21 protein-coding genes are annotated in these 21,939 nt (G+C 67.8%); 10 read left to right on the forward strand and 11 right to left on the reverse strand.

Annotated features, from left to right (window positions below):
- Positions 1 to 19: 19 nt before the first annotated feature.
- Positions 20 to 1,579 (reverse strand): nickel pincer cofactor biosynthesis protein LarC, encoded by a 1,560-nt coding sequence (gene larC, locus BN996_RS18670; RefSeq protein WP_089781592.1) that lies wholly within the window; start codon positions 1,577 to 1,579, stop codon positions 20 to 22.
- Between the two features lie 193 nt (positions 1,580 to 1,772).
- Here larC and BN996_RS18675 point away from each other — a divergent pair, with 193 nt between their 5' ends.
- Both BN996_RS18675 and BN996_RS18680 read left to right on the forward strand, forming a co-directional pair.
- Positions 1,773 to 4,004 (forward strand): CDC48 family AAA ATPase, encoded by a 2,232-nt coding sequence (locus BN996_RS18675; RefSeq protein WP_089781594.1) that lies wholly within the window; start codon positions 1,773 to 1,775, stop codon positions 4,002 to 4,004.
- A gap of 139 nt (positions 4,005 to 4,143) precedes the next feature.
- Complete coding sequence (locus tag BN996_RS18680; RefSeq protein ID WP_089781596.1) at positions 4,144 to 4,422, forward strand: hypothetical protein; 279 nt, start codon at positions 4,144 to 4,146, stop codon at positions 4,420 to 4,422.
- A 91-nt stretch (positions 4,423 to 4,513) separates the two neighbouring features.
- Here BN996_RS18680 and phoU read toward each other — a convergent pair whose 3' ends face one another.
- The 5 genes from phoU to BN996_RS18705 form a co-directional block, all read right to left on the reverse strand.
- The gene (gene phoU / locus BN996_RS18685; protein WP_089781598.1) at positions 4,514 to 5,194 is read right to left on the reverse strand and encodes a phosphate signaling complex protein PhoU; all 681 of its coding nucleotides are present in this window, start codon (positions 5,192 to 5,194) and stop codon (positions 4,514 to 4,516) included.
- A gap of 174 nt (positions 5,195 to 5,368) precedes the next feature.
- Positions 5,369 to 6,217 (reverse strand): phosphate ABC transporter ATP-binding protein PstB, encoded by an 849-nt coding sequence (pstB, locus tag BN996_RS18690; RefSeq protein WP_089781600.1) that lies wholly within the window; start codon positions 6,215 to 6,217, stop codon positions 5,369 to 5,371.
- 51 nt (positions 6,218 to 6,268) lie between these two features.
- Entirely contained in the window at positions 6,269 to 7,897 is a 1,629-nt protein-coding gene (gene pstA, locus BN996_RS18695; protein WP_089781602.1) for a phosphate ABC transporter permease PstA, read from the reverse strand.
- 1 nt (position 7,898) lies between these two features.
- Positions 7,899 to 8,858, reverse strand: a complete 960-nt coding sequence (gene pstC / locus BN996_RS18700; protein WP_089781604.1) for a phosphate ABC transporter permease subunit PstC — start codon at positions 8,856 to 8,858, stop codon at positions 7,899 to 7,901.
- Between the two features lie 63 nt (positions 8,859 to 8,921).
- Positions 8,922 to 9,977 (reverse strand): PstS family phosphate ABC transporter substrate-binding protein, encoded by a 1,056-nt coding sequence (locus tag BN996_RS18705; protein ID WP_089781606.1) that lies wholly within the window; start codon positions 9,975 to 9,977, stop codon positions 8,922 to 8,924.
- Between the two features lie 345 nt (positions 9,978 to 10,322).
- Between BN996_RS18705 and BN996_RS18710 the strand changes: the two genes are divergently transcribed.
- Positions 10,323 to 11,324, forward strand: a complete 1,002-nt coding sequence (locus BN996_RS18710) for a phosphate uptake regulator PhoU (RefSeq protein ID WP_089781608.1) — start codon at positions 10,323 to 10,325, stop codon at positions 11,322 to 11,324.
- 156 nt (positions 11,325 to 11,480) lie between these two features.
- On the opposite strand, the gene BN996_RS18715 is transcribed toward BN996_RS18710, so the two are convergent.
- Complete coding sequence (locus BN996_RS18715) at positions 11,481 to 11,858, reverse strand: 30S ribosomal protein S8e (RefSeq protein WP_089781610.1); 378 nt, start codon at positions 11,856 to 11,858, stop codon at positions 11,481 to 11,483.
- A gap of 129 nt (positions 11,859 to 11,987) precedes the next feature.
- On the opposite strand from BN996_RS18715, the gene BN996_RS18720 reads away from it, so the two are divergent.
- On the forward strand, positions 11,988 to 12,434 hold the full coding sequence (locus tag BN996_RS18720) for a DUF2240 family protein (RefSeq protein WP_089781612.1): 447 nt from the start codon (positions 11,988 to 11,990) through the stop codon (positions 12,432 to 12,434).
- An 80-nt stretch (positions 12,435 to 12,514) separates the two neighbouring features.
- Positions 12,515 to 12,910 carry a DUF7993 family protein gene (locus BN996_RS18725; protein WP_089781614.1) on the forward strand — a complete coding sequence of 132 codons (396 nt, stop codon included), beginning with the start codon at positions 12,515 to 12,517 and terminating at the stop codon, positions 12,908 to 12,910.
- Positions 12,911 to 12,934: 24 nt separating this feature from the next.
- On the opposite strand, the gene BN996_RS18730 is transcribed toward BN996_RS18725, so the two are convergent.
- Entirely contained in the window at positions 12,935 to 13,594 is a 660-nt protein-coding gene (locus tag BN996_RS18730) for an HAD family hydrolase (RefSeq protein WP_089781617.1), read from the reverse strand.
- A 154-nt stretch (positions 13,595 to 13,748) separates the two neighbouring features.
- Between BN996_RS18730 and BN996_RS18735 the strand changes: the two genes are divergently transcribed.
- Positions 13,749 to 15,023, forward strand: coding sequence for a DNA double-strand break repair nuclease NurA (locus BN996_RS18735; protein WP_089781619.1), 1,275 nt, complete (start codon positions 13,749 to 13,751; stop codon positions 15,021 to 15,023).
- 46 nt (positions 15,024 to 15,069) lie between these two features.
- Here the strand turns inward: BN996_RS18735 and BN996_RS18740 are convergent, their stop codons facing one another.
- The gene (locus BN996_RS18740) at positions 15,070 to 15,483 is read right to left on the reverse strand and encodes a DUF7113 family protein (protein WP_042662121.1); all 414 of its coding nucleotides are present in this window, start codon (positions 15,481 to 15,483) and stop codon (positions 15,070 to 15,072) included.
- Positions 15,484 to 15,617: 134 nt separating this feature from the next.
- Between BN996_RS18740 and BN996_RS18745 the strand changes: the two genes are divergently transcribed.
- The 3 genes from BN996_RS18745 (at position 15,618) to BN996_RS18755 (ending at position 18,915) form a co-directional block, all read left to right on the forward strand.
- The gene (locus BN996_RS18745) at positions 15,618 to 17,585 is read left to right on the forward strand and encodes an ATP-binding protein (RefSeq protein WP_089781621.1); all 1,968 of its coding nucleotides are present in this window, start codon (positions 15,618 to 15,620) and stop codon (positions 17,583 to 17,585) included.
- A gap of 61 nt (positions 17,586 to 17,646) precedes the next feature.
- Positions 17,647 to 18,081, forward strand: coding sequence for a universal stress protein (locus tag BN996_RS18750; protein ID WP_042661871.1), 435 nt, complete (start codon positions 17,647 to 17,649; stop codon positions 18,079 to 18,081).
- 162 nt (positions 18,082 to 18,243) lie between these two features.
- A complete protein-coding gene (locus BN996_RS18755) occupies positions 18,244 to 18,915 on the forward strand; it encodes a nitroreductase family protein (protein WP_089781623.1) in 672 nt (223 codons plus the stop codon).
- A gap of 25 nt (positions 18,916 to 18,940) precedes the next feature.
- On the opposite strand, the gene BN996_RS18760 is transcribed toward BN996_RS18755, so the two are convergent.
- Positions 18,941 to 20,065, reverse strand: a complete 1,125-nt coding sequence (locus BN996_RS18760) for a KaiC domain-containing protein (protein WP_089781625.1) — start codon at positions 20,063 to 20,065, stop codon at positions 18,941 to 18,943.
- 186 nt (positions 20,066 to 20,251) lie between these two features.
- Here BN996_RS18760 and BN996_RS18765 point away from each other — a divergent pair, with 186 nt between their 5' ends.
- Positions 20,252 to 21,073, forward strand: coding sequence for an NAD(+)/NADH kinase (locus BN996_RS18765; RefSeq protein WP_042661874.1), 822 nt, complete (start codon positions 20,252 to 20,254; stop codon positions 21,071 to 21,073).
- A gap of 12 nt (positions 21,074 to 21,085) precedes the next feature.
- On the opposite strand, the gene BN996_RS18770 is transcribed toward BN996_RS18765, so the two are convergent.
- Positions 21,086 to 21,850, reverse strand: a complete 765-nt coding sequence (locus tag BN996_RS18770; RefSeq protein ID WP_089781627.1) for an SDR family oxidoreductase — start codon at positions 21,848 to 21,850, stop codon at positions 21,086 to 21,088.
- Positions 21,851 to 21,939: the final 89 nt, after the last annotated feature.

The raw sequence follows: 21,939 nt of genomic DNA on the forward strand, positions 1-21,939 counted from the left end.
AGGGAACTCAGCGAATCACTCACTCACCGCCGCCCGACGCCACCGCGTCGACGGCGCGGCGCATGACCTCTCGGACCGGAAGCCCCGTCTCTTTCGCCACCGCCAGCGCGTCGTCGTACTCAGCGCTTCGGTCGTAGACGACGCCGTCGGCGTCGCTTCCGACCTTCACGCTCACCTCGTAGTCGTCGCCGTCGATGTCGAGCGTCGCGGTCTCGAACTCGCGGCGGGCGGTCCAGCGGTGCCCCGCCCCGTGTTCGCGGATTCCGAGCGTGCCCGTTTCGACCGCGAGGCGGTAGGCGACGCGCTCGGCGTCTTCCGGCTTGACGACGACCTTGACGAGGTGGCCGGGGCGGGACTTCTTCATCGTCGTCGGGACGATGGTCACGTCGCGCGCGCCGGCGTCCGTCAGGGTCTCCTGTAGCCCGCCGAGGACCTCGGGCGTGGCGTCGTCGAGGTTCGTTTCGAGGACGGAGATATCGTCGCGGACGAGCCGCGAACCGCCGTCGCCGACGACGGCGCGGAGGACGTTCGGGTGGTCGGGGAACTCCCGACCGCCGGCCCCGTAGCCGGACGACTCGACCGACATCGACGGGAGCGTCTCGACGCCCTCGGCGAGGTGCGCGAGGATGGCCGCGCCCGTGGGGGTGAGCAGTTCGGATTCGACGGGACCGCCGCGGACCGACCAGTCGGCCGCCGCGGCGATGTTGACCACGGCGGGCGCGGGGACCGGGTAGGTTCCGTGGCTCATCTCGGCCTGGCCGCCGCCGACGGCGACCGGGCCGGTGACGACCCGGTCCACGTCGAGGTCGTCGAGGAGGAGACAGACCCCGACCACGTCGGCGATGGCGTCGTCCGCGCCGACCTCGTGGAAGTGGGTCTCGTCGAGGTCGGTGCCGTGGACCTCGGCCTCGGCCTCGCCGAGCACGCGGAAGATGGCCGTCGCGTCCCCGACCACGCTCGCGGGCAAGCCCATCGATTCGACGAGGTCGACGACCTCGGGGTAGGTCCGGTGCGGGCCGTGGCCCTCGGCGTGAGTGTGGCCGTCGTGGTCGGCGTGAGTATGCGAATGGCCGTGGTGGTGATGGTCGTCGTGAGTATGCGAGTGGTCGTGGTCGTGTGAGTGGCCGTGGTCGTGTGAGTGGCCGTGGTCGTGTGAGTGGCCGTGGTCGGCGTGCGACTGGCCGTGTCCGTCGTCGGTGCCGTGGTCGTGTCCTTCCTCGTCGTGAGCGTGGTCGTGGTGACGGTACTGGTGTTGGTTGCTGTGCTCGTCTTCGTCGTCACCGTCAGCGTCGTCGGAGTCTCCCCCGTCGTCGCCGTCGCCGCTCTCGGGTTCGGGCTGGCGTCGGTGGTCGTCGCCGTGGCCCTCGCCGCGGGGTTCGCCCCCGTCGGCCTCCGCGAGGAGCACGTCCACCTTGGTCGCGAGGATGCCGTTTTTGTCGACCTCGTGGACGCGGTAGGTCACGTCGAGGGCGTCTTCGACGGGCGAGAGGACGGACGGGTCGGCACCGACGGCGACGAGCGCGCCGAGGAGCATGTCGCCGCTGGCACCCATCCGACCGTCGAACGCGAGGAGTCGCATGCGTGAACTGTCGTGTTCGAGCGTAAAAACGCCGGGCATCGACGCGCCGCCCCCTGTCCGGTCGGTAGGGATTAGTAGCGGCCCGCCCTACGATGTGCTAGGCTGTAACCACGAGAGGACGGTGCCTCGGGCCGACCGGGGAAGGACTTATCCGATGGCCTCTCACAGGTATCAGCATCCCCGCGAGGTAATCATGAACGAAGTCCAACTCGAAGTGGCGAAAGCGTACCCGAACGACTCGGGACGCGGCATCGCCCGTCTTGATCCGGACACCTTGCTCCATCTCAAGCTCTCGCCGGGAGACATCATCGAGATAGAGGGAGGGAAGACGACCGCCGCGAAGGTGTGGCGGGCAGACCGGCAGGACTGGAACACGGATACGGTCCGCATCGACGGGTTCACGCGGCAGAACGCCGACGTGGGCATCGGCGAGCGGGTCACCATCCGCAAGGCAGAGGCCACGAAGGCCGACAAACTCGTACTTGCGCCGCCGGAGGAGGCGAGCGTGCAGTTCGGGTCCGACGCGGCCGGCATGGTCAAACGGCAGATTCTCAAGCGGCCCGTGGTCGAACGCGACATCGTCCCGGTGATGTCGAGCACGAATCACCCGTTTATGCGGTCGCCCGGACAGGCGATTCCGCTCATCGCCGTCGAGACGAAGCCCGACGGCGTCGTCCTCGTCACCGAGGACACCGACGTCGAACTCCGCGAGGAGCCCATCTCGGGCTTCGAGAAGGCGGGCGGCGGCATCACCTACGAGGACATCGGCGGCCTGACCAACGAGATTCAGCGCGTCCGCGAGATGGTCGAACTGCCGATGAAACACCCCCAGATATTCAAGAAACTGGGCATCGAGCCCCCGCAGGGGGTGTTGCTCCACGGGCCGCCGGGCACCGGGAAGACGCTTCTCGCCCGCGCGGTCGCCAACGAGACCTCGGCGAGTTTCTTCTCTATCGCAGGGCCGGAAATCATCTCGAAGTACTACGGCGAGTCCGAACAACAGCTCCGCGAGATATTCGAGGACGCCAAAGAGGAGTCGCCGAGCATCATCTTCATCGACGAACTCGACTCCATCGCGCCCAAGCGTGAGGACGTGACCGGCGAGGTCGAACGCCGGGTCGTCGCCCAACTCTTGACGATGATGGACGGGCTCGAAGCCCGCGGACAGGTCATCGTCATCGCGGCGACGAACCGCGTCGACTCGGTGGACCCCGCGCTCCGCCGTCCCGGCCGGTTCGACCGCGAAATCGAAATCGGCGTGCCCGACGAGGAGGGCCGCAAGGAGATTCTCCAGATTCACACCCGCGGGATGCCGCTTTCGGACGACGTGGACCTCGACGACCTCGCCGACGACACCCACGGCTTCGTCGGCGCGGACATCGAGGCGCTGACCAAGGAGGCCGCGATGAAGGCGCTCCGGCGCTACCTCCCCGAAATCGACCTCGACAGGGAGGACATCCCGCCGAGCCTCATCGACCGCATGGTCGTCAAGAACGACGACTTCGGCGGCGCGCTCGGCGAGGTCGAACCCTCGGCGATGCGCGAGGTGCTCGTCGAGATTCCGAAGGTCACGTGGAACGACGTCGGCGGGCTCGAAGGGCCCAAACAGAAGGTCCAAGAGAGCGTCGAGTGGCCGCTGACCACGCCCGAGAAGTTCCAGCGGATGGGTATCGAGGCCCCGAAGGGCGTGCTCCTCTACGGGCCACCCGGCACGGGGAAGACCCTGATAGCGAAGGCCGTCGCCAACGAGACGAACGCGAACTTCATCTCGGTGCGCGGCCCGCAGCTGCTGTCGAAGTGGGTCGGCGAGTCGGAGAAGGCGATTCGGCAGACATTCCGCAAGGCGCGGCAGGTCTCGCCGACTATCATCTTCTTCGACGAGCTGGACGCGCTCGCCCCCGCCCGCGGCAACGACATGGGCAACAACGTCTCCGAGCGCGTCGTCAACCAGCTCCTGACGGAGTTGGACGGCCTCGAAGACGCGGGCAACGTCATGGTCATCGCGGCGACGAACCGCCCGGACATGATCGACCCCGCGCTCATCCGCTCGGGCCGGTTCGACCGCCTCGTGCTCATCGGCCAGCCCGAAGAGGAGGGCCGCGAGCAGATTCTCGACATCCACACGCAGCAGAGCCCGCTCGCCCCCGACGTGAGCCTCCGCGAAATCGCGGAGATAACCGACGGCTACGTCGGCTCCGACCTCGAATCCATCTGCCGCGAGGCGGCCATCGAGGCGCTCCGCGAGGACGCCGACGCCGAGGAAATCGAGATGCGCCACTTCCGCAAGGCGATGGAGTCGGTCCGCCCGACCATCACCGAGGAACTGATGCGCTACTACGAGGACATCCAAGACCAGTTCAAGGGTGGCTCCCGCGAGGGCCTGTCGCCCGACACCCGCGACGGCGGCCGCATCGGCTTCCAGTAAGCCGGTTTGACGGCGGTCGGCGGTCGGTGGTTCTGGTTTTTCTTTTTGGACTCACTCGCGTCAGCCGGAGCTTCGGTTTTCCCACGCGCCAATAGTGGCAACCAGAAAACATATTGTCTGGTACAGCCGGTTCGATAGTGTGTCCGCCCACACCGACCGACGGCTCACCAGCGGGTTCCTCGTCGTCTGCGCTGGTGCCCTCGCGCCCCACACCGCCGAAGCGCTACTGGCGCACCGACTATCGCTTGAGGGGATGCCCGTGGTGTACGGCACGCTCGGCATTTCGCTCGTCGCGGCCGCCGCCGCAGTCTGGTACGCGTCAGCGTACTCGCTGAAGTACGTCCTGCTCTACAGTGCTGTGGCTGTCGGAACTGCGGGGCTGATGTTCGGGTATCTGTTCATGCAGACGTCCGCCTGACCCGTTCGGAAAATGCGGAGAACGCCGGGATTCGGTCCGGGCCACGTTGACCGAACCGCGGCCGACCGAGCCACCCGAGCGCCGACGTGCCTCAGAACAGCAGGGAGTCGTCGTTGTCTATCATGTAGAGCGTCCGCGCCGCGACGTTGACGGCGTGGTCGCCGATGCGTTCGAGGTCGCGCACCGTAAGCAGGAGTCGGCGCACGTCGACGAGGGCGCTTTCGGGGTCGAGGTCGCCGTCGCCCTCGAAGTCGTCGCCGTTCATGAGGTCGCGGACGATGCTCTCCGAGGCGCTGTCACACATCGCGTCGAGGTCGTCGTCGCGCTCCGCCACGGACTGACAGAGGTCCGTGTCTTCGGTCTCGTAGGCGTCCATCGCCTGGTCGACCATGTCGAGGGCGGCGTCGCCGATGCGGCGGATGTCGACTTCCGCGTACACGTCGTTTTCGGCGTCGATGGCGTACTGCGCGAGGTTGGTCGCGAGGTCGCCGATGCGTTCGAGGTCGGTGATGATCTTGAACGACGCCGCGATGAATCGCAGGTCGCCCGCGACGGGCTGTTGGAGCGCGAGCAGGTCGATGCAGTCCTGTTCTAAGTCGAGGTAGATACGGTTGATTTCGTGGTCGCCCTCGATGACCTCCTGGGCCTTCCGCTCGTCTTTGTCTTCGAGCGCGTCGAGGGCGTACCGAACTCGCTCCGAGACGAGTTCGCTGAGATACAACACGTCCTCTTCGAGCTGATTGAGGCGAGATTGGTACGTGTTTCTGGCCATACGTGACGTTCCGATAGGGGACGTGAAATTCCTTGTGATGGTTCCGGTGGTCGAGTCGCCGGTCCGTCTCGAACGACCGTGTCGAATGCGCGACGGCGGGACGCGGGCGTCGCTCCGCGGCGTGAATCGAACGTCTCACAGAAGCGACCCGGGGGTTCGCGAGCGGGAACGGGGTTATCCGAACTTGCCGGTGATGTAGTCTTCGACGCGCTGGCTCTCGGGGTTCTCGAAGATTTTCTGGGTGTCGTCGAACTCGACGAGTTCGCCGCCGGTGAGGAAGACGGCGGTCTTGTCGGAGATACGCGCCGCCTGCTGCATGTTGTGGGTGACGATGACGACGGTGTAGTCCTCGGCGAGTTCCTCGACGAGGTCTTCGATCTGCGAGGTCGCCACCGGGTCGAGCGCCGACGCGGGCTCGTCCATGAGCAGCACTTCGGGGTCGGTCGCGATGGCGCGGGCGATACAGAGGCGCTGTTGTTGGCCGCCGGAGAGGTCGAGCCCGGACTCGTGGAGGCGGTCTTTCACCTCGTCCCAGAGGGCGGCGCGCTTGAGCGACTCCTCGACGACCTCGTCGTAGTCGGCGTCGATGCCCTGAATCTTCAGGCCGTAGACGACGTTCTCGTAGATGCTCTTGGGGAACGGGTTCGGCTTCTGGAACACCATGCCGACGCGGCGGCGGAGCGCGACGGGGTCGACGTCGTCGTCGTAGACGTTCTTACCGCGGAGCGTGAGTCGACCCTCGACGCGGGCGACGTCGATGAGGTCGTTCATGCGGTTGATACAGCGGAGGAACGTGGACTTCCCGCAGCCGGAGGGACCGACCATCGCGGTCACGCTGTTCTCGGGGATGTCCATCGAGATGTCGGTGAGCGCGTGGTCGTCGCCGTACCAGACGTTGATGTCCTCCGAGCTGATGACGGTCTCGGCGTTGTCGGCCACCGAGTTCGCCGACGCAGAGAGCCCGTCGCTCACGTCGGTTTCGACGAGCATCTCGTCGTTCGTCGGGTCCTCTGTTCCGTTCATGGCTTGCTGTTCTCCCTCGGGTGCTTTGTCTCTTTGGCTCATTGGTGACGTTCAGTTTCCACTTTCGAACTTGTTTCGCAGGACGATGGCGACGGAGTTCATGGCGAGGAGGACCGCCAGGAGGACGACGACGCCGGCCGGGACGGCCTTCGTGTAGAAGTCCTCGCTGGCGAACAGGCTGGACCACGCGTACACCTGCAGGGGCATCGCGCTCACCTTCGACGAGAGCTCCGTCGGTAGGGTGAAAAGGACGTTCGGCGCGCCGATCATGATGAGCGGCGCGGTCTCGCCGATGGCCCGGCCGAGCGCGAGGATGGTCCCGGTCAGGATGCCGGGGAACGCCTCCGGGAGGACGACGTTCTTCACGGTCTGCCAGCGCGTCGCGCCCATGCCGTAGGACGCCTGCCGCATGTCGCCGGGCACCGCGCGAATCGCCTCGCGCGAGGAGATGATGACGATGGGCAGGATGAGGAGCGCGAGCGTCGCGCCGCCGATGATGACCGTCCCCGTGGGCTGGCCGAGGTAGGTGACGAACACGCCGAGCCCGAGCAGGCCGTAGACGACCGAGGGGACGCCGGCGAGGTTCGAGATGTTCACGTCGACGAATCGGGTGAAGGCGTTGTCGGGGGCGTACTCTTCGAGGTACACCGCCGCGCCGACGCCGAGCGGGAACGAGAGGGCGGCGACCGTCGCCATCAGCAGGATGGAGCCGCCGATGGCCGGGTAGAGACCGGCGTTCTCCGCGGTCCCGCTGTGGGCGCTCGTGAGGAACTGCCAGTCGACCCACGACTGCGGGCCGGCGAAGCCGAGCGCGTCGACCGCGGCCGCGCCGACGAGCGACCCGCCGATGACGACTCCGGCGAGCACCAGCCCGATTCGCTCCCGTTCGCGGGTGACCGCCGCGCCGCCGGCGTAGGCGACCGTCGGGACGAACGCGACCGACGTGACGACGGCGGCGGCGTTCGCGTTGACGCCGACCGTCGGGCCGACGACGGCCGCGAGGCCGGTCAAAACGAACGCAGACGCGCCCGCGGCGAGGCCGGCCGTGGTGTCCTCGCGGATTCGAGCGACGTACTGGCTGACGACGACCGCGGTCACGCCGCCGAGGACGAGCGTCAGAATCACCCAGTCGGCGGGGACCACGGGGAGTTGGCGGACGATTTCGGGAATGCTGTGGTAGTACCCCGGGACGCCGACGAGCGAGAGGAGGAAGACGGCTCCGGTCACGGCGACGCGGAGCGTGAACGGTATCTGCTGTTCGTACTTCGTCAGGACGACGACGAGCGCCGCCGGAACGATGAGGCCGATGACGTACGAGAGGCCGGTCAGCGGCGGGATGATGTCGACGAAGACGATGGCGACGCCGCCGCTGAACATCAGGGAGACGGCGAGCATCCCGACGACCATGCCGCCGAGTTTGAGCGCCGGGACGTTCCGGCGTGCGAGGTAGCCGCCGACGACCGCCGTGGGGACGACGAGCGTCAGGAAGAACGTGAGGTGCCAACCGAGGTCCGCGGTGAGCGGGCGAATCGCGTCGTTGGCGACGTAGACGAGGAGGACGGCGAGCGTGACGATGCCGAACATCGTCGCGCCCAAAAGCAGGTACCGGAAGACGGTTCCGGCGGTTCGACTGACCTGTCCGAAGTCTTCGACGCGGCCGGGTTCGGTGTCGGTCGCCATCTCAGTAGGCCTCCCGGTAGCGTCGCGAGACGTAGTCGCTGATAACGTTCATGATGAGCGTGATGACGAAGAGCACGAGACCGATGGCGAACAGGCTGCGGTAGGCCAGCCCGCCGCCGGTGATGTCTCCGGTGAGAAGCTGGACCATCGCGGCGGTCATGGGCAGCGCGCCTTCGAGGTACGATGCGGGATTGAGCGGGTTGAGGAACTTCGCCTGCGCGCCCGCGGCGACGGTGACGGCCATCGTCTCGCCGATAGCGCGCGAGAGCGCGAGGATGAAAGAAGAGAAGATGCCTGAGAGCGCGGCGGGGACGACGATGCCGGTCGACACGTCGAACTTCGTCGCGCCCATACCGTAGCCCGCCTGTCGGAGTTCGTCGGGGACGGCGGACATCGCGTCCTCGCTGATTGAGGCGACCATCGGGATGATCATGATGCCGACGACGATGCTCGCAGAGAGCATGTTGAACGTCCCGATGTCGGGGAAGACGACTTCCAGCGCCGGCGTGATGTAGATGAGCGCGAAGAAGCCGTAGACGACCGTCGGGACGCCGGCGAGGATTTCCAGCGCGGGTTTGAGAATCGACCGGGCCTGCGCGCTCGCGTACTCGCTGAGGTAGATGGCGGTGGCGACGCCGAGCGGGAGCGCGATGACGGCCGACCCGATGGTGACCATCAGCGTCGCCGACACGAGCGACAGCACGCCGAACTCTTGGCTGTGTATCTGCCAGGTGGTTCCGGTGAGGAAGTCGACGACGGACGCCGTCTCCCCCGTCACTCCCATCAGCGGGGCTGTCAGCGTGAAGAACTTGGCCGCCTCCGTGATGAGGAGCCCGACGATACTGAGGGTCGTCACGACGGACAGCGCCGCGCACAGGAAGAAGAACGACCGCGTCAGCAGCTCACGCGGCGCGTTCTCCGTGTTCCGCGTGAGGTCGGTTTCGAGGTCATCTGTGCTCATTGGTTGGATTGAATCGTGGTGTATGAAAAAGCGCTTCGTTAGCTGATTCTGTCGAGAAAGCGGCTAGTTGGCTTCCTCGATGGCGGCGTCGAGCGTGTCGAGCATCTCCTGTTGCTCGTCCTCGCCGAGCGGGACGTAGCCGACCTCGTCGGCGACGATTTCGCGGCTAGTGGAGTTCTCCATCCAGTAGCGGGCGAACGCCGCGATGTGGTCCTCCGCGAGCGATTCGCGGGCGGGGTAGGTGAAAAGCGGGCGGGAAAGCGGGTTGTACTCGCCGGACAGCGCCGTGTCGAGCGACGGTTCGACGAACTCGCCGGCGTCGTTCTCGATGGGGACCGCCTGCACGGCGTCGGTGCTCTCGCTGTAGTACGCGAAGCCGAGATAGCCGATCGCGTACTCGGAGCCCTGGACGCCCTGGACGATGGTGCGGTCCTGCTCGGTCGCGGAGTAGTCCTGGCGGTGACCCGGACCCTCCTCGCCGATGACGGCCTCGATGAAGTAGTCGTAGGTGCCGGAGGCGTCGGTGGGACCGTAAATCTCGATTTCCTCGTCGGGCCACTCGGAGTTGACGTCCGCCCACGTCGTCGGGGTCGACTCGGCCGAGAAGATGGTCTGGAGTTGCTCGACGGTGAGGCCCTCGCCGATGAAGTCGTTGTCGTTGTTGACGATGACCGTCAGCGCGTCGGTGGCGACCTTCAGTTCGACGGGCGTCACGTCGTTGCTCGCGCACTGCTCTTCCTCGTCGGGCTGAATCGGGCGCGAAGCGTTGTTGAAGTCGGTCTGCCCCGTACAGAAGTAGTTCGCGAAGCCGCCACCGGAGCCGGTGGACTGGAGGTTGATGTTGACCTCGGAGTGCTCGGTCTGGAAGCGCTCACCCATCGCGGTTGCGAGCGGGAACACCGTCGAGGAGCCGGCGATATCGATGGTTCCGGAGAGTTCGCCGCTCCCGTCGCCCGACGAGTCCGTTCCCTCGGAGTCGCCGCCGGAGCTACCGCCCTCGCCACCGGAGTCGCCGCCGGTGTTGTTCTCCGTACACCCGGCGAGTCCCGCGAGGCCGGCCGCACCCGAGGCAATCAGGAACTTACGCCGCGAAAGAACACTGTCCGAGTTACGCGTCATCGATTTTGACGAGCCGATTTTGTCGTAAATACCCTGCTATGACAACTATATAGTGGTACGTTCCGGTATGTCCACAACGCTTGTTACCGAGTGACAATCGGCGGTCGATTCCGTCGAAAACTCCGGGTTGTCTCATTCGACCTCGGTCCGGGAGCTAGTTCCCCCTGAAACGGCAGAAACTCGGGCACTGAGTCGCTTCGGAGCCGTCGCGTCGCTGCTCCCGAGCGAGCGGAATCCCCCGTCGAATCCGGCACTGACCGGGCCGTGTCTCGTCGGTGCCGTAAATCAGCACTCCAATATATAGAGATAGACAGTTTTATTGTGTATTGAGAACCACCCACGGACATGGTCGAAACCCGAAAGGTGCAGGTGACGGGCGGTTCCACCTACACCGTCTCGATTCCCAAAGACTGGGCGACGGACAACGGCGTCTCGGCGGGGAGCGAAGTCGAGTTCTACCCGGAGGGCGACTCGCTGTTCCTCACGCCCCGTTCGGAGGAAGAGCGCACCGAGGGGACCCTCGACATCACGAGCCTCGAAGGCGACAAGCTCACGCGCGCCGTCATGACGATGTACGTGAGCGGGTTCGACATCATCGCGCTGGAGAGCTCGCGCATCACGACCGACCAGCGCCGGACCATCCGCGAGGCGACCCAGAGCCTCGTCGGTCTCGAAGTGCTCGAAGAGACGCGCGACCGGGTCGTCATCCGCGACCTGCTCGACTCCTCGGAACTCTCCATCCACAACGCGGTCACCCGGATGCGGCTCATCGCCCTCTCGATGCTCGAAGACGCCATCGCGGCCATCGCCGAGAAGGACGACGACATGGCCCGCGACGTCATCCAGCGCGACGACGACGTCGACCGCCTCTGGATGGTCGTCTCCCGCATCTTCCGGGCGACGCTCCGGACCCCGAAGGCCGCCGAGGAGCTGGGTCTCCCCCGCGAAATCTGCTTCGACTACCAGTCCGCGGCCCGGCAGCTGGAGCGCATCGGCGACCACGCGACGAAAATCGCCCACCTCTCGTTGAACTTCGAAGAGCCCGTCAGCGACGAAATCGTCGAGGCGATTCGGGAGCTGTTCGAGGAGACCGAAGGGGTCGTCAACGGCGGGATGGACGCGCTGTTCGCCGAGGAGAGCGACGAGGCGAGCCGCCTCGCCAACGAGTCTCGTCAGGCCGTCCAAGCCATCGACGCGAGCGCCCGCGGCATCGACGAACTCCTCCGGGACCTCGACCCGGCGCGCGCGCAACTGCTCGGCCTCATCGTCGACTCCGTCTCGCGGAGCGCCGACTACGGCGGCAACATCGCCGAGACGGCGCTCCAGAAGGCCGCGCCGACGCCCTGACCGGCCGACCGGCCGCGTCGGGTCGTCGCGCGATTCGATTCAGTACCGTCCAGTCTCGCTTTCTACTTCGAACCCCCTGTCCGTGAGCGACGGCCGCGAGGCTCAGGGGGGCAAACGGTCGAGCCGCGCCGAAACGGCGACGCGGGGGAGAGAAGCTTACTCTTCGTCGACGGCGACGGCGTTGACCTGTCCGTCCTGACCGGGACGGGAGGTGACGCGGGCGCGGCCGGCGCTCGTGTCGATGATGGAGCCCTTCGTGATGATGTTCCGGCGGGCGTAGTTGACGTTCGACGGGTTGTCGACGACGCCTTCGATGTCCGCCTGCGTCACGTCGGCACCGTCTGCGACCTGCGCGACGTTCGTCGAGAGGGCGCGGAGCTTCTCGTTGTTGCCGCGGGAGTCGATGACCTGGAACCGGGGCTCGCCGACCGTCGTGGCGGCGGGTTCGCGGCCCAGCTGGTAGCGCTTCTTGTTTCGGGACGGCTTGCGCCGACCACCGGTCCGCTTTCGCTTGGAGCGTCCTTGGTCCTTCATACGGGGTAAAAACCTCGGTGACTACTTGAATCGCTCGAATCGGTGCTCGGCGGAGACGGGTGCCACCACGTCTCTCGGGGGCGATGGCAACGCAAACCGTTTAGTTCGCCCGCGCCCGCCGTCGAACCGATGAGTCTCGACGTCACCGTCGCCGTCCCCTTCCGGCAACACGGCTCGACCCGCCTCGGCGAGGGCGAGTTCGTCGTCGCCCTGTCGCTCGACCGCGACTGGTTCTCCCCGGACCAGGCCAAGCGCCTCATCGACCTCGCCGCGGGTCGCGGCCTCGTCGAGCGCGACGACGGCGAGGTCGTCGCGACGTTCGACCCCGCCGACGTACAGATTCCCGAGGAGTTCGAACCCGACGCCTCCGTCCTCCGCGAGCAGTCGGCGTTCGAGCAGATTCTCGACGCCTGCGTCGCCGCCGGTATCGAAAAACAGGCCGCCGTCGCCGGCATCAACGAGCGGCAGTCGCGGCTCGGCGTCACCGCCGAGGCCGCCGCGGTCCTCTTCGCCCGCGCGAACGACGTGAACGTCGACGACGCGGCCGAGAAAGCAAAGCGGTCGCTGGCCGAGTAGCGCCCGCCCGTCTTTTCGCTTCGCCCCTCCGCCCGCCAGCAAAGCGACACCCCGAAACCGTCCGGGCGCGAACGCCCGGCATGGTCGTCGATTCGCTCTCCGACGGGACACGCATCGCCCAACTGCTCGCCTCGGAGGTCACGGGCCACGAGGACGCCTTCTCGGTTCTCTCGGTCGTCGACGCCGACGCCGACGTGGAACCGACCGACGACGGCGCGCTCGCCTACGCGGTCGCCGCCGACGGCGAGCGCGTCGCCGAAGTGTACGTCCAGCCGGACCGCGCTCGCGTCGAGTTCATCGCCCATCCCGACGTGACCGCCGAGGCCGCCTCCGAGGCGGGGCTTCGCGTTCGCCCGAAGGCGGTCCGCCCGCCGCGGACGCTCGTGTTCGTCGAGGACGGCGCGCAGGTGAAGTGGACGCTCCCGGCGTTCCGCGCGCTGGTCGCGGCGCTCGACGCCGGGGACCGCGAGGAATAACTGGCCGGCCGTCGCGCGACCGACTCAGAGGTCCGCGAGGAGTTCCGGCAGCGCAGTCGGCAGGTCGTCGTGGTGGATGTGCGCGATAGCCCGCGGGTCGGGGTCGTCGCAGCCGTCTCCGAGCACCTGCACCGGACGCAGCCCGGCGTCGTGCGCGCCGGCGATGTCGTGGTGGACGCTGTCGCCGACGTAGACGGTCTCTTCGGGCGCGGTTCCGAGGTCGTCGAGCAGGGCGTCGAACGCCCGCCCGTCCGGCTTTCCGGCGGGGAGCGCGCCCGTCACGAGGGCCGTATCGAAGTGGTCGCGCCACCCGAGTTTGTCGATTTTCGCCTCCTGAGCCACGACCGGGCCGTTTGTGAGGAGGCCGACGCGGTAGGTCGTCCGGAGGCCGGCGAGCATCGCCTCGACGCCCTCGACGGGGACGACCGCGTCGGTGATTCGCTCTCGGTACGCCGTGGTGACGCGCTCCGGGTCGACGGGAGAGCCGTGCTCGTCGAGGAGCGTCTCGAAGATGGGTTCGCGCGTCTCGCGCGTGAGGTTCTCTTGGTGTGCCCGGAGGTACGCCTCTCGGGTCAGCGGGGGCGCGCCCGACGCCGCCGCCGCCTCCGAGAGAATCGTCTCGCGGTCCCGCGTCGGAACCGCGAGTGTGTAGTCGAGGTCGAACCCGACCGCGCTGACAGACATTCTCGGCGAAGCGTTGGAAACGAACGGATATGAGCGTGCCGGGACCTGTCGAGGGAATAACCCGTCTCGCGCCGGTACGAGGGCGACCCTCCCCCACGGACGGTCGCCCACCGGCGACGGCAACCACTATACCCGTCGGCGACGACGCCGAGATATGACCCTCGACCCCGTCCACGTGGACGACATCGCGTCCATGGCGAGTTCCATCGCGGACTCGGTCGACGACGCCGACTACGACGACCTCGCGCGGACGGTCTGGGAGTCGTTTCTCGACCCCCTCGAATCGCCCGATGGAGGGCTCCCAATCGTCGAACCGCTCGGCGAAAAACGGCTCCACGCCGCCGACATCGACGACGTGGCGCTCACGGAATCGCCGTTTCCGACCGTCCACGGCCTCGACTCGGGGACAATCAACCCGACGACGTTCAAAAACGGGCTCGTCCTCGACGTGGCCCACGCCGCGATGGCCGCCGAGCCGTCGGACCTCGACCTCCACCGCCACCGCTCTATCGTCATGGCGGCGCACACCCACGACCCGGTCCCGTTTTTCGACACCGACGAGTGGCTCCACTCCGACGAGGGCTACGGCCGCCGGCGCGTCCTGAGCGTCCCGCGGGTCAACCGCTACGCCGAGGGCGTCGTCCACGCGCTCGCGCTCTACCTCGCCGAGAGCGCCCACGCGCTCGAACACGCCGACGCCGTTTCGGACCTCCTCATCCTCGACGGGCCGGTGTACCCCAAGGAACTCCTGAACTGGCGCGACCGCGACGCCGAACTGAAGGACCTCGCGCGCGACGCGAAGCCGAAGGCCGTCGTGGAGAACTACGTCCGACTCGTCGAGCGCTTCGTCGAGCGCGGCGTCCCCCTCGCCGGCTTCGTGAAGAACCCCGGCGCGAAACACGTCGTCCGCACGGTCAGGAAACAGCTCGACGGGAGGGACGCCGGCCGGCGGCCGTGGGTCGACGACGCCGCCTTCTTCGTCAACCTGCTCGAACGCCGGGAGGGCTCCGACGGCGACGAGCGCCGCACCGACGAACTCACGTTCACGAGCTGGTTCGCCTCGCGCGGCGGGTCGGACCGCCAACTGAGCGCCGAGGGCGAGGCGTTCGGCATCGAGCGGAAGCTCGACCCCGAGGCGTACACGGTGACGTTCTTCGTGCTGTACGACCCCCGAACCGACGTGTGCTACCGAGTCGAAGCGCCCTACGCGTTCACGAAGGACCCCGACCTCCGGACGGACCTGATGCACCACGTCGTCCGCGACGTGGCCGCCACGCGCGGGCCGCCGCTGGCGGTCGAGAAGGCCGACGAACTCGCGCGGGTGAGCGTCGGCGAGAAGGCGGCGCTCAGGCGCAAGCTCTCCGAAAAGCTCGATTCGGACCCGATGAAAAGCTACGACAACATCCGCTGGGTCGACGCCGACGAGTGAGCGACAGGGCGTCGCGCAGCCGGAAACCCGAGACGCTCAGCCGACCTCAGAGCGACGCGTCGCCCTCGGGGGAGCCCTCGTCGGCGGAGCGGTCCGCCGCGTCCGGCTGTTCGTCCTCCGGCGTCCCCTCCTCTTCGGGCCTGACGACCTCGACTCGCACGTCGTCGGCGGAGACGCCGACCCGCGCGAACTGCGTCCTGACGTGTTCTTTCGCCGCCGACAGCGCCTGTTCGCGGGTGTCGAAGCCGCGGGGAAGCGGCGTGTCGAAGGCGACGCGAATCGTCCGCCCGTCGATTTCGGTCTCCGAGCCGCCGCTTTCGACCTCGTAGAACTCGTCGCAGACCCAGACGTAGGGGGCGTCCTCGTCCGGCGCGCCGCGGTAGGTCGGCGCTTGCTCCCCCCGCTCGAATATCGTGCCGGTGAGTGCCGTGCCGCCGCCGTGACCGCGGACCAATAACATAGCCGGACTAGGTGCGCGACACGGAAAAGTCGCACGCGACGGCCCGAGACCGCGGGATACGGGACCATTCGACACGGGACCGAGAGCCGTCGCCGACGCGTGGCTTTTTACTCGCCGCCCGCAAGCGTTGGAACATGACCGACCTGGGGAATTTTAGCGACTTCGCCGGCGACGACCCCGACGACTCGTCCGACCCGAGTCAAGAGGACCGAGGAGCGGAAGCCGCCGGAAAGGGGCGCTCCGAACCCGCCTCGGAGGGCGAGAACGCGGCCGCCGCGAGCGCGACCGACGGGGACGGCGTCGGTGGCGGCGGTGTCGAAACCGACCGCGGCGAGCGCGACGACGCCGGTCCGACCGATTCGAGCGGCGCGACCGACGACGCGGACGACCTGCAGTTCGACGACTACGACGCCGACCCCGTCGGCGACGAGCGGGGCGTCGGCGCGATTGCGGTCTCGCAGGGCCTGCGCGTCTCGGAGGACCCCGACCGGACGGCGCTCCGGGCGTTCGTGACCGCGGGCAACCGCGAGCGCGTCCGCCTCGGGAAGTACCTCATCGTCCCCTACCCCGACGACGAACTGCTGTTCTGCCGCATCGTCGGCCTGGAGTACGCCCAGGAGTTCCAGGCCGACGACGCGACGGAGATTCACGCCCGCCGGGCGATGCGCCGCCCGGCCGACGAGTTCGAGGAGCGCGATTTCAAGTTCATGGCCGAACTCGAACCCATCGCCGTCCTGTTTTCCGACGGCGGCGACCTCAAGCGCCGGATGGTCGACCGCGTGCCGAAGCCGCAGGCGACGGTCGGCGAGGCCACCGACGCGACCCAGATTAAGACCGGCCTGAAGATTCCCGAGGAGGGCGTCTTCCTCGGCCACCTCTCGGTCGGCGGCGAGAAGGTCCGGACGGCGGCCAGTCCGCCGACCATCGACTACCGGCTGAACGACGACTACACCGACGGCGACCCGCTCGTGTTCCGCCACACGCTCGTCGCCGGCGGCACCGGGTCCGGCAAGACCCACGCCTCGAAGAACATCCTGCGGCAGTACCTCTCCGAGGAGCGGAGCTACGAGATGGACGACGGCCGCGAGGTGCAGACCGCGGTCGTCCAGTTCGACCCGCAGGACGAGTACGCCCAGATGCACGACGACAACCCGGACATGGACGCCGAGACGGCCCGGCGCTACGAGCGCGAGGGCGTCGCCCACGGCGGCCACGAGAACACCGTCGCGCTCGTGCCGAAGATGGCCGGGTCGTCGTATCCGGGCGCGAACCACCGCGCCGAGCAGTTGGAGTTCACCATCCCCTTCTCGATGGTGCGGGACCTCCCGTGGCTCGTCGCCGGCAGCAGCCTCAACGACAACCAGTACCAGGCGCTCACCGAACTCCTGAACCGCTTTTTCGGGGACTACGGCGATTCGGGGACGTACAAGCAGTTCCTCCGGTTCCTCGACGACCCGGCGCTGAAAGAGGAACTCGACGAGTCGGGGCGGGTCCACGAGGCCACCTTCGACGCGGTGAAACGCCGGGTCCGGGGCGTCCCGAGCGGCGTGTTCGACCAGGACGCCCGGCCGATAACCGAACTCGACCACCAGCTCGTCCGCCCCGGCGGACTGACGGTCGTGCCGACCTACCACCTCTCGTCGAGCCGGGCGAAGGAGCTGTTCGTCCTCGCGGTGTCGGCGCTGCTCATCGACGACAAGCTCTCGAACGACCCGTCGAGCGACCGCATCAAGGAGACGCCGGTCGTCCTCGGGATGGACGAGGCGCACAACTTCCTCACCGACGCCGACTCGGTGCAGGCGCGGAAGGTCATCCAGAAGTTCACCGAGGCGGCCAAACAGGGCCGCAAGGAGCGACTCGGCCTGTTCCTCATCACGCAGGACCCACAGGACATCGCCGACCCGGTGTTCAAGCAGGTGAACACGAAGGTCGTGCTCAACCTCGGCGACGAGGACGCCATCAAGAGCGTCAACATCCCGCCGAACCTCGAAGACAAGGTGCCGTACATGGAGAAAGGGCAGATGGTCGTCTACTCGCCCGACAACTCCGAACCCGTCGAGCTGAAGGGGCTTTCGACCTGCGTGACGCGACACGGCGACTGACGGCCGCGCCGCGGCGCGGTCGCCGGGCGGCTTTTTAGCGGTCGGCCGAGTAGTCCGCGACATGGCCGAACACGTGCTCGTTCCGACCGACGGGTCGCCGCAGTCGGTCGCCGCGGTTCGCTTCGCCGCCTCGGAGTGGCCCGACGCCGAACTCACGCTCTTGAACGTCATCAACCCCGCCGACGCCGACTACAGAGAGCGTGCGCTCAGCGGCTCAGAAGAGTGGTTCCAAGCGGAGAAACGAAAGGCGAGAGAGACGTTCGCCGAGGTGAAAGCCGAGGTCGGACTCGTCGACGCCGACAGAGCAGTGACCGACCGCATCGAGGTCGGCAGCCCCCAGAAAGTCATCGTCGAGGTGCTGGGCGGCGACGACGCCGACTACGACCACGTCGTGATGGGCAGCCACGGCCGGACCGGCGTCTCGCGCATCCTGCTCGGAAGCGTCGCCGAGGAGGTCCTCCGGCGGTCGCCCGTGCCGGTGACCATCGTCAGGTGAGCCGCGACGGGCGACCGTCGCCGCGGGACCGCGCATCTGCCCCCCTCGGTAACATCGGCGTCACCCGGTAGTGTGCCGATACGAGGACTGCGAGCACACCGGAATCGGCCGGCTCGACCGGATTGCAACCGCCTATTTGTGCGCCGTCCCTGCCGGGAACCGATGGAGTTCACAGAGGTCGTGACGACCCGCCGCTCGATCCACGAGTACGCCGACGAGTCGCTCGACGACGAGACCCTCCGGACGATATTCGAAAACGCCGTACAGGCCCCGTCGAGCTACAACCTCCAGCCGTGGGAGTTCGTCGTGCTGCGCGAAGACGAGACACAGCAGCTGCTCCGCGAGGCGGCCTACGACCAAGACCACGTCACCGGTGCCGCCGCGTCGGTCATCGTGCTCGGCAACAAGGACCCCGAGGCGCACGCCGAGACCGTCGCCGACGACATGCTGGAGAAGGGCTACCTGCCGAGCGAGGAGGTCCGCGACGGCATCCTCGACAACATCGCCGGCATGGCCGACCTCCCCGAGCAGGAGCGCCGCGTCTGGACCGTCCGCTCGACGTCGCTGGTCGCCATGTCGCTGATGTACGCCGCGTGGGACGAGGGCGTCGCCTCCTGTCCCATCGGCGGCTTCGACGCTGACGCCGTCCTCGACGCGTTCGACATCGACGGCGAGCGCTACGAACCCGTGATGCTCCTGACGATGGGTATCCCCGCCGAGGACGCCGACGAACTGCAGGCGGAACGCAAGTACCGCCGCCCGGTCGACGAGGTCGTCCACTTCGAGAGCTTCGAGTCCGAACAGTCGGCCGACCCCGCGCCCGCCGACGACTGAGGTATCGACGCCGCCGAACGCGGACTCAGAAGATGTTCGCCTGCCGGTAGACGCTGATGCCCTCGTTCGTGAGTTCGTAGGGCTTGGTCTCCCGGGAGTGGTTGGCGTCGCGTATCTTCTGAATCTCGATTGCGAGCCGGGTCTCCCGGAAGTCGTCGCCGCGGACGTACTGGAGGACGAACACGGCGTCCGAGAGGTATTCGACGATGCCGTGTCGGGAGACGTAGGGAGTCGACTGGTCCGCCTCGGAGGTGAGCATCGTCGTCACGCCGGCGTCCTTCAGCGACCGCGTGAAGTTGAACACCTCGCTGCGGCGCTTCGAGGGGTGGTCGTACATCATCTCCAGAAGCGAGACGGAGTCGAGGACGAGCCGGTCGGCACCGAACTCCTCGACCAGCCGCGGGAGGTCGTTGCGAATGCTCGACAGGCTGTTCGCCATCTCCACGGGGTCGAGGTCCACGACGGCCAACCGGCCGTCGGCCTCGTGTTTCGAGAACTCCCAGCCCTTCTCGTCGGCCGTATCGAGGATGCGCTCGCGGCTCTCTTCGAGCGTGATGTAGACGCCGCTTCCGCCGTCTTCGAGCGCCTTCCGGAGGAACTGCAGGCCGAACGTCGTCTTGCCGGTTCCGGCGCTCCCGATGGCCACCATGAGCGACCGCTCGGGGACGCCGCCGAGAATCATGTCGTCGAGCCCCTCGATGCCGATATCGATGCGGTCGATGTCGGAGTCGAACTCCTCGTCGTCGAAGGTCGGGGGGTCAGACCCCTCGGGTCCGGAGCCGGGGGCGGGACCGAATCCGAAATCGTCGCCGGGCGACTCGCCGCCGAACCCGCCACCCGCGTCGGGCGTCGGCGCGTTGTTGAACGCCGTGGCGAAGTCGGTCGAAAACGGGTCGTCGTCTGTCGGGTCGTCGTCGCCCGCACCCCCGCCCAACGGGTCGTCGCCGAACGACAGCGGTTCGCCCTCGCCTCCGGCCGCGTCTGTCGCTTCGGGAGCTCCGCTTTCGGTCTCGGCGTCGCCGTCCGCCTCTGCGTCGGTCTCGCCGTCGTCGCGCTGCTCGCGTTCCTCCGGGGCCGCGTCCTCTGCGTCGGTCTCGCCGTCGTCGGTCTCGCGGAGTGCCCGTTCGAACCAGTCGTCGTCGTCACTCACGGGAGCCACCACCGAACGACAGCGCGGCCGGCGTCCGTGCCTGCCATCATCTCATGGTGTGTCGGCGTCGTCATGAACGTTTCCCGTGTGCGAAGATATCACGCGGCGTCGCCGGGCGGGACGAGCGGACGCGAGACCGGGCGACGTGACGGTGGGCTTTTGCCCGGGGACGCCAAACCGCGGGGCATGAAGGTCGGCATCGTCGCACAGAAGGGCAACAGCCGGGCGGCGTACCTCGCCGCGGACGCGAGCGAGGCGCTCGCAGAGGTCGACGCCGAGGCGGTCGTCGACGCGGCGACCGCCGAGGTGTTGGGCGTCGAGGGCGTCCCCGTCGAGTCGTTCGACGACTGCGACCTCGTGGTGAGCATCGGCGGCGACGGAACGTTCCTCTACGCCGCCCGCGGTGCCGACGGCGTCCCCATCCTCGGCGTGAACCTCGGCGAGGTCGGCTTCCTGAACGCCGTCTCGCCCGACGACGCCATCGACGAGGTGTTGGCCGAGGTGGCCGCATTCCGCGAGGGGAACCAGTCGGTCCGGGAGGTCCCCCGCATCGTCGCCACGGGCGACGACTGGGAGATGGACCCGTCGATGAACGAGGTCGTCGTCCACGGCCCGCGGCGGGGCCACGGTGGCGGTGCGAACCTGGAGGTCCGCGTGGACGGCTCGCTGTACTCCGGGAGCCACGCCGACGGCGTGCTCGTCACGACGCCCGCGGGGAGTTCCGCCTACAACCTCAGCGAGGGCGGGCCGCTCGTCCACCCCGGCGTCGAGGGGCTCGTCGTCACCGAGATGGCGGCCGACGAGGGGATGCCGCCGCTCGTCGTCCCGCTGGACGCCGCCGTGACCGTCACCGTCACCGACGCGGCGTCGGCGGTCGTCGTCGGCGACGGCCGGACCCGTCGGACGGTGTCGCCGCCGACGGAGATTCGCATCGAGCGGTCCGACTCGCCGGTCCGACTCGCCGGGCCGACCTCCGACTTCTTCGAGGCGCTCGGCAAACTCGACTGAGCGCGCCGCCGACTACTCCGCGAGTTCTCGCTCTCGTTCTTGGTCTCCCTCGCCGCCCGCGGCCTCGGGCCGGGGGAGCGGCGTCCAGTCGATATCGACCACGTTGTCCGCCCGGCCGCGGAGTCCGGGGCGGGAGACGACCTCGAACGTCCGGTTTTCGGTCTCGCGGGTGAAAAGCGAGTGCGCGAGGACGTTCGCAACGTCGGCGCGGGGGACGCTCCCGCGGACGGAGTCGCCGCCCTCGCCGACGACCACGTCGGCGGTCGCGGGGGCGTCGGTGAGCGCGCCGGGCCTGACAATCGTGTGGTCGAGCGGCGCGTCCCGAAGGCGGTTCTCGCTTCGTTCCTTCGCCGAGAGGACGCCCGACGCGGTGAGAATCGCGCGGAGCGACAGCGGGAGTCCGCCCTTCGAGTCGCCGACGCCGATAGAGGACGTGAGGACGAACCGCTGTGCGCCGGAGGCGGTCGCGGCGTCCACGAGGTTCACCACGCCCGCGCCGTCGACGAGGTCGCCGCGGATGGTTTCGAGCCCCGCCGAGACGCCGACCGCGGAGACGACGGCGTCGGCGTCGAGGACCGCTCGCCGGGCGTCGTCGGCGTCGAGGAGGTCGCCGACGACGACCTCGTCCGCGCCGCGCGCTCTGAGGTCCGACTCGGCGTCTGCGTCGCGGGTCAGCGCCCTGACGACGAGGGGCGTCTCGGCCAGCGCGTCGAGGACGTGTCGGCCCGTCCGACCCGTCGCACCGGCGAGGAGGACGCGACCGCGATTGCGTGCCATACCCGCGCATGGGGGCGCGGCTCAATAACCTTCGGGAACGCGTCAAAAGTCCGGGTCGGCGGCGGTCACCGGCGGGAGACAGAGAATCA

It is taken from the genome of Haloferax massiliensis (assembly GCF_001368915.1).
GTDB lineage: Archaea > Halobacteriota > Halobacteria > Halobacteriales > Haloferacaceae > Haloferax > Haloferax massiliensis.

Excerpts from the sequence above, each read along its gene's own strand:
- larC (WP_089781592.1), bottom strand. The coding sequence starts at position 1,579 with ATGCGACTCCTCGCGTTCGACGGTCGGATGGGTGCCAGCGGCGACATG.
- BN996_RS18675 (WP_089781594.1), top strand. The coding sequence starts at position 1,773 with ATGAACGAAGTCCAACTCGAAGTGGCGAAAGCGTACCCGAACGACTCG.
- phoU (WP_089781598.1), bottom strand. The coding sequence starts at position 5,194 with ATGGCCAGAAACACGTACCAATCTCGCCTCAATCAGCTCGAAGAGGAC.
- pstB (WP_089781600.1), bottom strand. The coding sequence starts at position 6,217 with ATGAACGGAACAGAGGACCCGACGAACGACGAGATGCTCGTCGAAACC.
- pstA (WP_089781602.1), bottom strand. The coding sequence starts at position 7,897 with ATGGCGACCGACACCGAACCCGGCCGCGTCGAAGACTTCGGACAGGTC.
- pstC (WP_089781604.1), bottom strand. The coding sequence starts at position 8,858 with ATGAGCACAGATGACCTCGAAACCGACCTCACGCGGAACACGGAGAAC.
- BN996_RS18705 (WP_089781606.1), bottom strand. The coding sequence starts at position 9,977 with ATGACGCGTAACTCGGACAGTGTTCTTTCGCGGCGTAAGTTCCTGATT.
- BN996_RS18710 (WP_089781608.1), top strand. The coding sequence starts at position 10,323 with ATGGTCGAAACCCGAAAGGTGCAGGTGACGGGCGGTTCCACCTACACC.
- BN996_RS18715 (WP_089781610.1), bottom strand. The coding sequence starts at position 11,858 with ATGAAGGACCAAGGACGCTCCAAGCGAAAGCGGACCGGTGGTCGGCGC.
- BN996_RS18720 (WP_089781612.1), top strand. The coding sequence starts at position 11,988 with ATGAGTCTCGACGTCACCGTCGCCGTCCCCTTCCGGCAACACGGCTCG.
- BN996_RS18725 (WP_089781614.1), top strand. The coding sequence starts at position 12,515 with ATGGTCGTCGATTCGCTCTCCGACGGGACACGCATCGCCCAACTGCTC.
- BN996_RS18730 (WP_089781617.1), bottom strand. The coding sequence starts at position 13,594 with ATGTCTGTCAGCGCGGTCGGGTTCGACCTCGACTACACACTCGCGGTT.
- BN996_RS18735 (WP_089781619.1), top strand. The coding sequence starts at position 13,749 with ATGACCCTCGACCCCGTCCACGTGGACGACATCGCGTCCATGGCGAGT.
- BN996_RS18740 (WP_042662121.1), bottom strand. The coding sequence starts at position 15,483 with ATGTTATTGGTCCGCGGTCACGGCGGCGGCACGGCACTCACCGGCACG.
- BN996_RS18745 (WP_089781621.1), top strand. The coding sequence starts at position 15,618 with ATGACCGACCTGGGGAATTTTAGCGACTTCGCCGGCGACGACCCCGAC.
- BN996_RS18750 (WP_042661871.1), top strand. The coding sequence starts at position 17,647 with ATGGCCGAACACGTGCTCGTTCCGACCGACGGGTCGCCGCAGTCGGTC.
- BN996_RS18755 (WP_089781623.1), top strand. The coding sequence starts at position 18,244 with ATGGAGTTCACAGAGGTCGTGACGACCCGCCGCTCGATCCACGAGTAC.
- BN996_RS18765 (WP_042661874.1), top strand. The coding sequence starts at position 20,252 with ATGAAGGTCGGCATCGTCGCACAGAAGGGCAACAGCCGGGCGGCGTAC.
- BN996_RS18770 (WP_089781627.1), bottom strand. The coding sequence starts at position 21,850 with ATGGCACGCAATCGCGGTCGCGTCCTCCTCGCCGGTGCGACGGGTCGG.